Origin of the sequence: Roseomonas populi (genome assembly GCF_024594815.1) — a bacterium.
GTDB classification, from domain to species: Bacteria; Pseudomonadota; Alphaproteobacteria; order Acetobacterales; family Acetobacteraceae; genus Roseomonas; species Roseomonas populi.
Genome location: NZ_JANJOU010000030.1, coordinates 1 through 12,867, shown reverse-complemented (window position 1 = coordinate 12,867; position 12,867 = coordinate 1). Strand labels below are relative to the sequence as shown.

Below are 12,867 nucleotides of genomic sequence, written 5' to 3'. Positions count from 1 at the left end.
GCTACCGCTGCGAGATGTAGTGCGCGATCTGGTCGATCTGCGCGTCCGTCAGCCCCTGCACCACGGCGTTCATCTGCGTGTCCGTGCCGTGCCGCGTGCTGTCGCGATACGCCTTCAGCGTCCCGGACAGGTATTCCTCCCGCTGTCCCGCAATGTGCGGCACCTGATTCTGCCCGGCGAGGTTCGGCAGGTGGCAGACGCCGCAGCGCAGGCGGTTCGCCAGCGCAGCGCCGTTGTTGTAGGCGGGCACGTTCCGCCGCGCCCGGTCCGGCGGCGGCGCGTGGGGCAGCGAGGCGAAATAAGCGCCCAGATCCTCCACCCCCTCGTCCGTCAGCCCGTCGGACGGCTCCTTCATGGCGGGGATGTCGCGCAACCCCTCTCGGAACAGCACGAGTTGCAGCGCGATAAACTCCTGCTGCTGCCCGGCCAGGGAGGGAATGGAGGGCGTCGCGGAAACCCCGCGCTCGCCGTGGCAGGCGCCGCAGCTGCGCTCCGCTGCCAGCTTCTCGCCCCGTTCCGCCGCGCTACCTTGCGCGGCGGCAGGAAGGGCCGGCGCCAACAGCGCCAGCCCCAGGAACAAAACCCGCAAGCCCGTCACCGCTGATAGGAGATGCGGTAGATCGCGCCGTTCTGCTCGTCCGAGACGAGCAGCGCCCCGTCGGGCATCACCAGCACGTCGGTCGGCCGGCCCTTGAAGCTGTTGTCGCCGGAATCGAGCAGCCCCGTCAGGAAGGGCTCCATCTTCCCCTGCGAGCCGTCCTCGTTCAGCGCCACCGTCACCACGTCGAAGCCGCTCTTCGCGTCGCGGTTCCAGGAGCCGTGCCGCGCGATGAAGGCCCGGCCGCGGTAGGCCTCGGGGAACATGGTGCCGGTGTAGAAGCGCATCCCCAGCGCCGCCGTGTGCGGCCCGAGCATCGCGACGGGGGCCGGGAACTCCGAGCACTTGCGCCCGGTCTGCCCGGGATCCTGCCAGGCATTGCCGGAGCAGTAGGGGAAGCCGTGGTGCTCGCCGGGGCGGGAGAGGCGGTGCAGCGTGTCGTCCGGCGCGTCGTTGCCCGCCCAGTCGCGCCCGTTGTTGCTGGCGTAGAGCACGTTCGTCCCCGGCCGCCAGTCGAAGCCCACCGAGTTGCGGATGCCATGCCCCATGATCTCGCGCCCCGAGCCATCGGGGTTGTAGCGCACGATCAGCGCGTGCCGGTTCTCGTCGAAGGTGCAGGTGTTACAGGGCACGCCGATGTTCATGTACAGCTTGCCGTCCGGGCCGAAGGCCGCGAACTTCCAGCCGTGATGCGCCTCGGTCGGCAGGTTGAAGGCCTGGGTCAGCTCCACCGGCTCGGCGTTCGGGTTCCCCGCGATGTTGTCGTAGCGCAGCACCCTGTTGATCGCGATGACGTAGAGCGCGCCATCCTTCACCGCCACGCCGTTCGGGTTGTCCAGCCGCTGCGCGAGGACCCGCGAGGTGCGGTTGCCGCCCTCGTCCTTCACGGCATAGACGCGCCCGATGGCGCGGGTGCCGACATAGATCGTCCCGTCCTCGCCGCGCGTCATCATCCGCGCGCCCGGCATGCCGGAGGCCCAGACCTCCGCCTTGAAGCCCTCGGGCAGGCGGATGGAGTCCAGCGGGATGCGGTCGGCGGGCGTCGCCGTCAGCCGCGGCGCGTGGGGGGCCAGGGGGCTGTTGGCCTGCTCCGCCGTGCGCCCCTGCGCCCAGGACGGCGGCGCTGCCGGTGCAGCGGGCTGCTGGGCCAGGGCCGGGACGGCGATCGCAAGGGAGAGCACGCCGGCTAGGGCCGGTCGCCACGCGGGATGGGACGTCATGAGTTCCTCCTCGGTGGCGCTTTCTGCGCCATCCCCGGCGAGGCTAGATGATGACGGTAACGTAAGACAATGCCGCGGATGGTTCCCTGGCCGGCGGCTGCCGCCGCGCCCCGCCATTCCGGCCCCGCTCACGCGCACCGGCAGCGGCTCGCCAGGATGGGCGGGCGGATCTAGCCCGCCGGGCGCGATTGCAGGCGCGCCGCACCGGCCCGCAGGAGCCGCACGAACCCCGCCGCGGCCGGCGGGAGCGAGCGTCCCTCCCTATGGACGATCTCGATCTCCCGCATGATGGAGGGGCGGCCCAGCGGGCGCACGACGAGCGACCCGGTGGAGAGAGGGCCCAGCGCATAGGGCGGCAGCACCGTGATGCCGAGGCCTGCCTCCACCATGGCCACGACGGTGCCGATCTGGTCCAGCTCGAAGGCCGGCTCCGCGCGCAGCCCCGCGGCCTCGTAGCCGCGCTCCACCTGGTCCCGGATGCCGTTGCCCGGGCGCAGCGCGATCAGCGGCAGGCCGGCCAGATCGGCCCAGCCCGGCTCCGCCCGCAGGGCGAGCGGGTGGTCCGCCCTGCAAAGGAGGGACAGCTGGTCGGCGACCAGCGGCACCCGCGCCAGCCCTTCCTCCCGCCGGAAGGTCCCCATGCCGAGCTGCACCTCGCCGTCCCGTACCAGCGCGCTGATCGTGGCGATGGGGCGGTCCAGCAGCGTCACCGTGACGCCGGGCGCCGCTCTCGCGAAATCGCGGATCACGCCGGGCAGCAGCGCGGCGGCGAGCAGCGGCGGTGCGCCGATGCTGAGATGGCCGCGCCGCCGCGCGCCGATGCCGCGCGCCCGCAGCACGGCCCTGTCCAGCTCCCCGGTCAGGCGCCGGGCATCCTCAAGGAATTCCGCCGCGGCCTCGGTCAGTTCCACGCGGCGGGTCGTGCGGTCGAAGAGGCGGAAGCCGAGCTCCTCTTCCAGTTCCCGGACCAGGGAGGACACCATGGGCTGCGCGGTGTGCAGCGCCCCTGCGGCACGGGTGAAGTTGCCGGCTTCCGCCACGGCGATGAAGGCGCGGAGCTGACGAAGGTTGATGCTCACCGGCCCCACCCCGGGGATCTATAGTCGTTCGCCATGAACTAAGAGTGTAACCCCGTGTTGTCGAATGAATTCCGCCTCCTCATTCTTGGCGAAGGCAATGGGGGCCGGACAGGCCTGGGCATGGTGCGCCGCATTCGGCGGTGCCGGGCCGCCCTGCCAGTTCCGCCGAAGGCCCTGCGGCCCTGAACACGGCAGCACGAAGGACACACGCCATGCCGGCACAACCATTGCGCGCCGCGATCGTGGGGGGCGGCATCGGGGGGCTCTCCGCCGCCCTCGCCCTGCTGCGCCGCGGCCTCCAGGTCTCGGTCTATGAGCAGGCGCCCGTGCTGGGCGAGGTCGGGGCTGGCGTCTTCATCTACCCGAACAGCCTGCGCCAGCTGGAGCGCATGGGGCTGGGCCCGGCGCTGGCGGCGGTGGGCGCCAGGGTCGGCCCCGCCTCCCGCTACTACCGCATGGATGGCAGCGTCGTCGGCCCGATCGTCATGGCGGACTCCAGCGGCTGGAACGGCTTCTACGGCATGCACCGGGCCGACCTGCTGGAGGCGCTGGCCGCCGCGCTCCCGGCCGGCGTGGTGCATACCGGGCACCGCTGCACGGGCCTGCAGCAGGATGGGCGCACCGCCCGGCTGGAATTCGCGAACGGGAGCACCGCGGAGACGGATGTCGTCATCGCGGCGGACGGCATCCACTCGGCCCTGCAGAAGCACGTGGTCGGCCCCATGCCGCCGGAATACTCGGGCTCCCGCGCCTATCGCGGCCTGATCGCGCGAGAGAGGCTGCCGGGCTGGCTGGACGAGGCGCACCAGGTCTGGATGGGCGATGGGAAGCACTTCATGGTCTTCCCCGTCCGCGGCGGGCAGCTCCTCAACTATGTCGGCTTCGTCCCCACCAGCAGCCAGACCGTGGAGTCCTGGTCCGCCGTCGGCGACCGGGACGAGCTGGCCGCCTCCTTCGCCGGCTGGGACGCGCCGGTGACCGAGTTGCTGTCGAAGGTGGAGAGCTGCTTCTGGTGGGGTCTCTACGACCGCCGCCCGCTGGAGAGCTGGACGAATGGCCGCCTCGCCCTCCTCGGCGACGCCGCCCATCCCATGCTCCCCCATCTCGGCCAGGGCGCGAACCAGGCGGTCGAGGACGGCGTGGCCCTGGCCGTGCTGCTGGAGGGGCGGGACGCGGCGGAGGTGCCGGAGATCCTCCGGGGCTACGAGGCGCTGCGCCGCGCGCGCACCGACGTCATCCAGGCCGAGGCGCGGCGGAACGGGCTGCGCTACGATTCCCGCACGGGCAGCCTGGAGCAGCGGGCCCGGGCGCTCGCCGCGGCGGGCCGGTGCCGCCGCCGCCTCTATGACGCCGCCGTGGCGGCGGCCGCGGCCGCCTTCCGGGACGGCAGGGAGGTTCCGGCGGAACTGGAGCCCGTATCGGGCTGAAGCCGGAGAGGCGCCCGCGGGAAGTGCGGGAGAAGGGAGAGAGGCGATGGAACGGCGTGCACTCGGCGCGGGCCTCGTGGCCGCGGGGCTTTCGGCAGTGCTCCCGCGGAGTGGCCGCGCTCAGGCGAATTGGCCGGGCCAGGCGGTGCGGGTGGTCGTTCCCTTTCCAGCCGGCGGCACCGCCGATTCCGTCCCGCGCATCGTGGTGGAGGGGCTGCGCTCCATCTGGCAGCAGCCCGTCATCATCGACAACCGGCCGGGCGCCGCGGGCAACATCGGCACGGCGCATGTCGCGAACGCGGAGCCGGACGGCTACACGCTGCTGGCCGCGCCGCCGCCCTCCCTCGCCATCAACCAGCACCTCTACGCGCGGCTGAACTTCGACCCGGCGCGGCTCCGCCCGGTCATCGTCATGGGCACCTCCCCCAACATCGTCGAGGTGTCGAACAAGCTTGAAGTACGGAGCCTGAAGGCGCTGATCGAGCGGGCGAAGGAGAAGCCGGGCGGCATCAACGCTGCTAACCAGGGCATGGGCAGCACCTCCCACCTCACCGCCGCGATGTTCGAGGCGGCGGCGGGCGTGCAGTTCAACCACGTGCCCTACAACGGCACCGCGCCCGCGCTGAACGACCTCGTGGCGGGGCATGTGGACCTGTTCTTCGACAACCTGTCCTCCTCCCTCTCCTTCCACCAGTCCGGCGCCACGCGGATTCTGGCGGTGTGCCAGGCCGAGCGCGCGCCGCAGATCCCGGACGTGCCGACGGTGGCGGAGACCGCCCTGCCCGGCTTCTCCGCCATCGCCTGGTACGCGATCATGGCGCCGCCCGGCACGCCGGACGCCATCGTCGAGAAGGTGAACCGGGACGCGGTCTCGGTGATTCGCCAGCCCGAGGTGCGGCAGCGGCTTCTCGATCAGGCGGTGCAGCCCGTCGCGAACTCGCCGCAGGAGGCCGCCGCCTTCATCGCGGCCGAATCACGCCTCTGGGGCGAGGCCGTGCGGCGGACCGGGCTCCGGCTCTGAGCGCGGCCGCCGGCAGGACGCGGCGCGCAGGATCAGGGCGCGGTCAGCGCTCCGCCAGCGACGCAACGCCAGCCGCGGCGGCCAGCCGATCGAGCTGCGCCACCAGGGCCGTGGGCAGGGCGACACCCCGCGCGGCGCGCTCCCGCCGCCGCTCGCCCCGCAGCTCGCCGGGGGTGCGGATGCGGTCCACCCCGGGCAGGCGCGCGGAGTTCCGCAGGTCCTCCAGGTGGCGCCGCACCTCCGCCTGGAACGCAGCCGGGTCCAGAAAGCGCGAGACGTCGAGCGCGATGAGCACGTGGCCCGTCTCCGTCACCGTGCGGTCGTCGGCGTTGAAGTCCACCACGTCGCGCCCGAAGGCGGCGCGGTTCAGCGGGCCCGCCAGCAGGCCGAGCACCAGCGCCAGCCCGCTGCCCTTGTAGCCGCCGACGGGGAGCAGGATGCCCTCGTGGCTGCGCTTCGGGTCGGTCAGCGGCTCGCCGGTGCGGGCATCGATCATCCAGCCCTCCGGCATCGGCTTGCCACGCAGCGCATGGCCCTTCACCGTGCCGTAGGAGACGACCGTTGTCGCCATGTCCAGCACGACGGGATCGCTCTCCCCCATGGGGATGGCGATCGCCAGCGGGTTCGTGCCCAGCAGGGATTCCGTGCCGCCCCAGGGCGCCATGTGGTTCGCGCTGGCCACCACCGTATAGATGCCGACCATCCCCGCCGCGAGCGGCAGGCAGGCGTGCACCGCGCCGGATCCCGCGTGGTTGGACCGGCGGGCGCCGACCCAGGCGATGCCGCTCTCCCGCGCGATCCCGATCGCCGTCTCGCCGGCCTTCGACATGACGAGGTGGCCGGGGCCGTTGTCGCCCTCCACCATCGCCACCGCCGGCGCCAGGCGCCGCACGGTGATCTCCGGCCGAGGGTTCATGCCGCCCGCGCGCATCCGGCGCACGTATTGCGGCAGGCGGAAGATGCCGTGGGAATCGGCGCCGGTCAGGTCCGCCTCCACCATCAGCTCGGCAACCCGCCGCGCCTCCTCCGCCCGCATGCCCTGCGCGGCCAGCACGTCGGCCGCGAAGCCGGTCAGCGCCGCCGCGCCGTGCCGGGGCGCCCCGGCCTCCTCCTCCGCCACGGATCAGCCCTCCAGCCCGAGGAGGCGCCGGGCATTGCCGGAGAGGATGGCGTCCCGCGCCGCCGGGTCGGCGATCGCCTCCTCCACCTCCTCCACGCCCCGCGTCGTGCCCATGTCGAAGGGGTAGTCGGTGCCGAAGACGATACGCTCCGGGCCGACCTCCTCCAGCAGGAAGCGCAGGGCGCCGGGTGCGTGGGTGATGCTGTCGTAGAGCAGCCGGTCCAGGCTCTCGGTCGGGTCGCCCTTCAGCCGCGCCTTCGGCTCCGGCCGCACGCGCCAGCCGTGGCGGAAGCGGCCGGCCTGGAAGGGCACGAAGCCACCGGCATGGGAGAGGAGGAAGCGGATGCGCGGGTGCCGCTCGATCACCCCGCCGAAGACAAGCGAGGCCGCGGCGATCGTCGTCTCCAGCGGATTCCCGATGAGGTTGGTGAGGTAGTAGCTCCGCATCCGCTCGGCCGCGACGACCTTGTGCGGGTGCACGAGCACGAGCAGCGCGTGGCGGTCCGCCACCTCCCACACCGCGTCCAGCGCGGGATCGTCCAGGTTCCGCCCGGCGATGTTGGAGCCGAGATGCAGCCCGCGCAGCCCGTGCACCGTCACGGCCCGCTCCAGCGTGGCGGCCGCGCGCGCGGGATCCTGCATCGGGGCGGTGGCGAGGCCGATGAAGCGGCCGGGGTGCTCGCGGCAGAGCGCGCCGATGGACTCGTTCTGGATCTCGGACACCGTGTCCGCCGCGCCCGCCTCCGCCTCGTAGAGGAAGGTGTGGGGGATGTTGCAGATCACGTGCATGTCCACGCGCTGCCCCCTCATGTCAGCGAAGCGCCGCTCCAGGTCCCAGGCCGCGCGGGGGAAGGGGTTCTGCCGGATATCCAGGATCTCGAGGATCCCGGCCTCGTCGTCCAGCCGCGTCAGCCGCGGCGCCAGGCCGGGAACGGCGCCGGCGATGGCCGCGATCATGCCCTCCGTGAGGATATGCGTGTGAGCGTCGATCACTGCCATGGCGATCCCCCGTCGCGGTCTGTCGCCGCCGTCCTATGACGTTATAGGATGAATTCTTCCGGTCCGGTCAAGGCCGGACAGGGCGCACCTCTCCCCGGCGCAGGGTGCGCGTGAAGGAGAAGCTGTCGGCGCGGTAATAGGTCCGCGCGCACTCGATCGCCTGGCCGACGGCGTCCGCGGCCACGCGCTCGGTCATCACCAGCGGCTCGTGCTCGGCGATCGCCAGGAGGCGCGCGCGGAAGGAATCGGCCCGGATCACCTCGATCCGCTCCTGCGCCTCCAGCGCGACGAGGCCGAAGACCTCCTCCAGCACGAGGTGCAGCGGCGGCGAGAGGTCGGCACTCAGCAGATCCGGCGCCAGCGCCGCCGGCACGAAGCTGGTGCGGATCGCCACCGGCCCGCCGTCGCGCTCGAGCAGCCGGCGGACCTTGTGCGCCGGCGCATCGGCCGCGATCCCCAGGCGGGACGCCACCCAGCTCGGCGCAGGAACCGTCTCGGCGGCGTGGATCCGCATCCGGCCGGGCGACGCCTCGTCGAAGGCGCTGGCCAGGAAGTGCCCGGGCTTCTGCAGCGGCGCCTCGCGCCGGGCCAGCCGGACGAAGGTGCCGCGGCCCTGCTGGCGGTGCAGCAGCCCCTCATCGACAAGGGAGGTGACGGCCTGCCGCACCGTGATCCGGGACAGCCCATAATGCTCCCCCAGTTCCGCCTCGGTCGGAATGCGGTCCCCGGGGCCGAGATCGAAGGTAATCAGGTCGCGCAGCGCGTGCTTCAGCTGCAGCCAGCGCGGAACGGCCGGGCCGCCGCGCAAGGGCCTCAGCACGGGCGGGCCGTCGCCCGCCAACCCCTTCGCTCCCTTCATCCACCCGCATCCGCGCTTGACAAGCGCAGCCATGAATAGGTCATGTATCGTTATAACGCAAAGGGGCGCGGATCACGCGGCCGGAGGAAACGGGATGGCGGGCAGGATGCGCCGGTGGGTTCTGGCCGCCGCGATGGCGGCGTTCTCCGCGGGCGGCGCGGCGGCCCAGCCCGCCTATCCCGATCGCCCGATCCGCGTGATCGAGCCGCTTGCCGCTGGCAGCGCCGTGGATGTGGTGGTCCGCATCGTGGCGGAGGGCATGGGCGACCTGCTGGGCCAGCGCCTGGTGATCGAGAACCAGACCGGCGCCTCCGGCCTCGCCGGCATGCGTGCCGGCGCCCGGGCCGCGCCGGACGGCTACACGCTGCTCGCCGTCAACGACGCCGTCGTCACCGCGCTGCCCAACATTCACCCCGCGGCCGGCTACGACCCACTGAAGGACCTCGTGCCGATCGGCCAGATCGTGCGGATCCGCTGGGGTCTGGTCGCGCACCCCTCCGCGCCCGCGCGGGACGTGGCGGGCATGATCGCCGAGGCCCGCGCCCGGCCGGGCGGGATCGACTTTGCCTCCGGCGGCGCCGGCAGCCCGCAGCACATCGCCATGGAGATGCTGCTGCGGGCGGCGGGCGTGCGGATGAACCACATCTCCTACCGCGGCGCGACGCCCGCCCTTCTCGCCGTCACGGCGGGGGAGGTGCCCTACGGCTTCTTCGGGCTGCCCACGCCCAACGCCTATGTGCGCGACGGCCAGCTCCGCATGCTCGCCACCGCCGGTCCCGCGCGGATCGATTCCTTCCCTGATACGCCAACCGTCGCGGAGACCCTGCCCGGCTTCAGCTTCTTCACCTGGGGCGCCTTTCTCGCGCCCGCCGGCACGCCGCCCGCGGTCGTCGCGCGGCTGAACGCGGCGCTGCGCGACACGCTGGCCGTGCCCGCGGTGCGGAGCCGGCTGGAGGGGCTGGGATACGAGGTGGTCGGCAACACGCCGGAGGCCTTCGGCGCGGCGCTGGCCCAGGACTACGCGAGAATGGGCGAGATCGTCCGCACCGCCGGCATCCGCATGGAATAGCGCGTCGCCCCATCACGGCCGGGCAACGGCCGGAAAGCCGGGGACCGTCGGGAGGAACCACACATGCCCAACACCACTCGCCGTCTCCTGCTCGGCAGCGCCGCACTGGCAGGGCTGCCGCGCGCGGCCCGTGCCCAGGCTTGGCCGTCGCGCCCGGTGCGGCTGATCGTCCCGCTCGTCCCCGGCGGCACCACCGACCTGATCGCGCGGGTGATCGCCGATCCCCTCTCGAAGCTCATCGGCGGCAACGTGGTCGTGGAGAACCGGCCGGGCGCCAATGGCTGGATCGCCAACGATTACGTCATGCGGGAGCGACCGGACGGGCACACGCTGATCGTCAACAACGTCTCCACCCACGCGATCAACTCGGCCATGGCCGGGCCGGAGCGAGGCCTCGTGCCCTCCCGCGGGCTGGTCCCCATCACCAACCTCATCGAGGCGCCGCAGTTCTTCCTCGCTCCCGCGGACTTCCCGGCCACCTCCCTCGCGGACTTCGTCGCGCGGGCCAAGGCCAGCCCGAAGCCGCTCGTCTACGCCTCCGCCGGGGTGGGGTCTTACCAGCACATCGACCTCGAGACCTTCGCCAGGCGCGCGGGCATCAACCTCGTCCACCTGCCGCTCCGCGGCGCGGGGGAGATCGTGCCGGTCCTGCTGCGCGGAGACGCGCAGATCACCGAGTTCAACGTGTCGGCGGCGGCGCCGCATATCGAGGCCGGCCGCATGCGGCCCCTGGCCATCGTCGCGCGCCAGCGTCTTGCAGCCTATCCGGACACGCCGACCACGGTGGAGGCCGGCTTCCCGGACCTCGTCACCACCCTGTGGAACGGGCTCTTCGCGCCGGCCGGTACACCGGATGCCCTCATTGCCGCGCTGCACCGCCACGTCGTGTCCATCCTGCGCGACCCGGAGGTGCTGGCCGCGCTGGAGCGCCAAGCCGTGCGCGCGACGCCGAGCGACAGCCCGGCCGCCTTCGCCGCCTATCTGGCGGAGGACGTGGCACGCTGGAGCGCGCTGACCCGCGAGTTCAACATCCAGCTCAACTGACACGCCGGCAGAATGCGGCCGCGCAGCGGCCAGATCCCTGGACTGAGAGAAGGACCGGAGAATGACGAGCGACAGCACCAAGGGCGTGGTGATGTACCCGGACGAGATGCCCGCCTATGAGCGCGGCGGCGGGGCCAAGACCATCCCGCTCGTCACGCCGCATATCGGCGCCAAGAGCTTCCTCAACGGCATGACGATCTTCGCGCCCGGCGCCTCCATCCCGCTGCACTCCCACAACTGCGAGGAGAGCGTTCTGCTGCTGGAGGGTAACGCCATCGCAGAGATCGACGGCGTGCAGCACGAGGTCAAGGCCGGCGACATCTCCTGGATCCCCGAGGGCGTGCCGCACCGCTTCATCAACGCGTCCGGGACCGAGGGCATGAAGATCCTCTGGACCTATGCCCGGATCGACGCCACCCGCACCCTCATCGAGACTGGCGACACGCGCCCCGTCCTCGCCGAGCATACCAAGCCTGCCGCCTGAAGCAGGCCAGGTCCACGCCCCGGGCAGCCGGGGCGCACCGGCCGCCACATTGAACGGATGGTCGCGCCCGCCCAAGATCGCCGCCGGACGAGGGGAAGGGACGAACCATGACGGATGCCGGGAGCGCGCGGCGGATCCCCGCCGAGCGGGTGCACGCCCAGATCGTCGCGGTCCTGACCGCCTGGACCATGCCGAAGGAGGCGATCCGCGTCACCGCAGACGCGATGCTGGCCACCGATCTCTCCGGCGTGGATTCCCACGGCATCTCGATGCTCATGGAGTACGAGCGCGCGCGCAAGCTCGGCAAGCTGAACGTGGCGGCACGGCCGCGGGTGGTGCGCGAAACCCCGGTGACGGCGTTGGTGGACGCGGATGCCGGGATGGGGCACCCGGCCGCCGTCATGGGCATGGAGCTCGCGCTCAAGAAGGCGCGGCTGTCCGGGCTGGCGGCCGTGTGCGTGAACAACTCGCACCATTTCGGCGCTGCCGGCTACTACGCGGGGCTTGCGGTGCGGCAGGGCATGATCGGCCTGGTGACGAGCGCCACGCGCAACATCGCCGTGGTGCCGACACGCGCGGCCGTGCCGCTCCTCGGCACCAACCCGCTGGCCTTCGCTGCCCCAGCCGGGCGCAACAATCCCTTCCTGCTGGACATGGCGACCTCAACCGTCGCTTCGAACAAGGTGAAGGTCCACGACCTGCAGGGAAAGCCGCTGCCGCCGGGCTGGGTCCTGGACGAGAAGGGGGAGCCCGTTGTGGACGCGGCGGAGGGCTTCGACATCCTCTACCACCGCGACACCGGCGGCCTGACGCCGCTGGGCGGGGTGGAGGCTATGGCGAGCTACAAGGGCTACGGCCTGGCGATGATGGTCCACATCCTCGGCGGCACGCTGTCCGGCGCCTCCTTCTCGCCGATCCGCAACCGGACGCAGCGGCCGGAGCAGCCCGACAATCTCGGCCACTTCTTCCTGGCCATGGACCCCGACGCCTTCCGCGACGACGGCGGGTTCGAGGCGGATCTGGACGATGCCATCGACGTGCTCCACGCCGCGCAGCCGGCCGATCCGGAGCGCCCGGTCCTGGTGCCCGGCGACCCGGAAGCGGCGACGCGGGCGGAGCGCCGGCGCGACGGAATCCCGCTGCCGGACGCGCTGATCGAAAAGCTGCGCGGCGTCTGCCAGAGCTGCGGCGCGCCCTTCCTCCTCCTGGACTGATGCCGCCCCGCAGGAGGACCTGCCGCCGCACCCTCTCCGGCCCGAAGGCGGGTGGGCGGCGCAGGCCCTAGGCCGCCTCCCGTGCCGGCGCCAGAAGCGGCACGGGGCCGGGCAGCGCGTCGCCGTGCAGCAGGGCCCCTTCCAGCCGCGCGGCCGCCTCGGCGCCGATGGCGGGCCCTGCCAGCTCGTGGAACTTGGCCGAGAGCTCGGCGTCGCTCAGCGGCATGTCCGGGTCGCCCTTCCGCGTGGGCTGGAGGTGCTCCAGCACCGTGCCGTCGCGCAGCGTGACGGAGACGCGCGCGGCGCGCCGGGCGGGGTAAGCATCCGCCAGGTCGGGCGCAAGGGAGACGGTGACCTTCGCCATGGTCGCGCGGATGGCGGGATCCGCCAGGCTCTCCGGCTCGAAGGCGGCCAGACGCACGCCGCCGAGGTGGAGCAGGGCGGCGGCGCAGTACTGCATGGAGAAGCGGCAGTCCTGCTCCGTGCGGGCCTCCGGGCGGTCGCACACCGTCTTCGTCGGGCCGTAGCCGCCGACATGGATGGCGGCCACGTCCGCCGCACCGAAGCCTCGGGCGTCGCGCAGGGCCGCGATCCCGTCCAGCCCGGGGAAGATGTGGCCGCAGCAGCCGTAGTTCTTAAAGGTCATCGCGGCGATGGCGTGGCGCTCGCCCAGCCCCTCCAGCGCAGGGCCCCACTTGCCCGTGTCCTCGCTGGTGGCGGCGGCGAAGCCGGC

General features: G+C 72.4%; 12 protein-coding genes and 1 pseudogene. 6 read left to right on the top strand and 7 right to left on the bottom strand.

The window, feature by feature from the left end; translation table 11 throughout:
- Position 1: 1 nt before the first annotated feature.
- The 3 genes from NRP21_RS24220 to NRP21_RS24210 form a co-directional block, all read right to left on the bottom strand.
- A complete protein-coding gene (locus NRP21_RS24220) occupies positions 2 to 589 on the bottom strand; it encodes a c-type cytochrome (protein WP_257718815.1) in 588 nt (195 codons plus the stop codon).
- A gap of 5 nt (positions 590 to 594) precedes the next feature.
- The gene (locus tag NRP21_RS24215; RefSeq protein ID WP_257718814.1) at positions 595 to 1,818 is read right to left on the bottom strand and encodes a PQQ-dependent sugar dehydrogenase; all 1,224 of its coding nucleotides are present in this window, start codon (positions 1,816 to 1,818) and stop codon (positions 595 to 597) included.
- Between the two features lie 170 nt (positions 1,819 to 1,988).
- Entirely contained in the window at positions 1,989 to 2,897 is a 909-nt protein-coding gene (locus tag NRP21_RS24210) for a LysR family transcriptional regulator (RefSeq protein ID WP_257718813.1), read from the bottom strand.
- A gap of 212 nt (positions 2,898 to 3,109) precedes the next feature.
- On the opposite strand from NRP21_RS24210, the gene NRP21_RS24205 reads away from it, so the two are divergent.
- Both NRP21_RS24205 and NRP21_RS24200 read left to right on the top strand, forming a co-directional pair.
- Positions 3,110 to 4,324 carry an FAD-dependent monooxygenase gene (locus NRP21_RS24205; protein WP_257718812.1) on the top strand — a complete coding sequence of 405 codons (1,215 nt, stop codon included), beginning with the start codon at positions 3,110 to 3,112 and terminating at the stop codon, positions 4,322 to 4,324.
- 46 nt (positions 4,325 to 4,370) lie between these two features.
- Positions 4,371 to 5,345 carry a Bug family tripartite tricarboxylate transporter substrate binding protein gene (locus NRP21_RS24200; RefSeq protein ID WP_257718811.1) on the top strand — a complete coding sequence of 325 codons (975 nt, stop codon included), beginning with the start codon at positions 4,371 to 4,373 and terminating at the stop codon, positions 5,343 to 5,345.
- Positions 5,346 to 5,388: 43 nt separating this feature from the next.
- Here NRP21_RS24200 and NRP21_RS24195 read toward each other — a convergent pair whose 3' ends face one another.
- The 3 genes from NRP21_RS24195 to NRP21_RS24185 all read right to left on the bottom strand — a co-directional run bounded on the left by NRP21_RS24195 (position 5,389) and on the right by NRP21_RS24185 (position 8,323).
- Positions 5,389 to 6,465, bottom strand: coding sequence for an Ldh family oxidoreductase (locus NRP21_RS24195; RefSeq protein ID WP_257718810.1), 1,077 nt, complete (start codon positions 6,463 to 6,465; stop codon positions 5,389 to 5,391).
- Positions 6,466 to 6,468: 3 nt separating this feature from the next.
- Positions 6,469 to 7,464 (bottom strand): amidohydrolase family protein, encoded by a 996-nt coding sequence (locus tag NRP21_RS24190; RefSeq protein ID WP_257718809.1) that lies wholly within the window; start codon positions 7,462 to 7,464, stop codon positions 6,469 to 6,471.
- 67 nt (positions 7,465 to 7,531) lie between these two features.
- Complete coding sequence (locus NRP21_RS24185) at positions 7,532 to 8,323, bottom strand: GntR family transcriptional regulator (protein ID WP_257718808.1); 792 nt, start codon at positions 8,321 to 8,323, stop codon at positions 7,532 to 7,534.
- A 94-nt stretch (positions 8,324 to 8,417) separates the two neighbouring features.
- On the opposite strand from NRP21_RS24185, the gene NRP21_RS24180 reads away from it, so the two are divergent.
- The 4 genes from NRP21_RS24180 to NRP21_RS24165 all read left to right on the top strand — a co-directional run bounded on the left by NRP21_RS24180 (position 8,418) and on the right by NRP21_RS24165 (position 12,134).
- Positions 8,418 to 9,392, top strand: coding sequence for a Bug family tripartite tricarboxylate transporter substrate binding protein (locus NRP21_RS24180; protein ID WP_257718807.1), 975 nt, complete (start codon positions 8,418 to 8,420; stop codon positions 9,390 to 9,392).
- 63 nt (positions 9,393 to 9,455) lie between these two features.
- The gene (locus tag NRP21_RS24175; protein WP_257718806.1) at positions 9,456 to 10,436 is read left to right on the top strand and encodes a Bug family tripartite tricarboxylate transporter substrate binding protein; all 981 of its coding nucleotides are present in this window, start codon (positions 9,456 to 9,458) and stop codon (positions 10,434 to 10,436) included.
- A 61-nt stretch (positions 10,437 to 10,497) separates the two neighbouring features.
- Positions 10,498 to 10,920, top strand: a complete 423-nt coding sequence (locus NRP21_RS24170; RefSeq protein ID WP_257718805.1) for a cupin domain-containing protein — start codon at positions 10,498 to 10,500, stop codon at positions 10,918 to 10,920.
- Between the two features lie 107 nt (positions 10,921 to 11,027).
- A complete protein-coding gene (locus NRP21_RS24165; RefSeq protein ID WP_257718804.1) occupies positions 11,028 to 12,134 on the top strand; it encodes an Ldh family oxidoreductase in 1,107 nt (368 codons plus the stop codon).
- Between the two features lie 67 nt (positions 12,135 to 12,201).
- Here NRP21_RS24165 and NRP21_RS24160 read toward each other — a convergent pair.
- A pseudogene (locus tag NRP21_RS24160) lies at positions 12,202 to 12,867 on the bottom strand (MmgE/PrpD family protein); the annotation flags it as partial.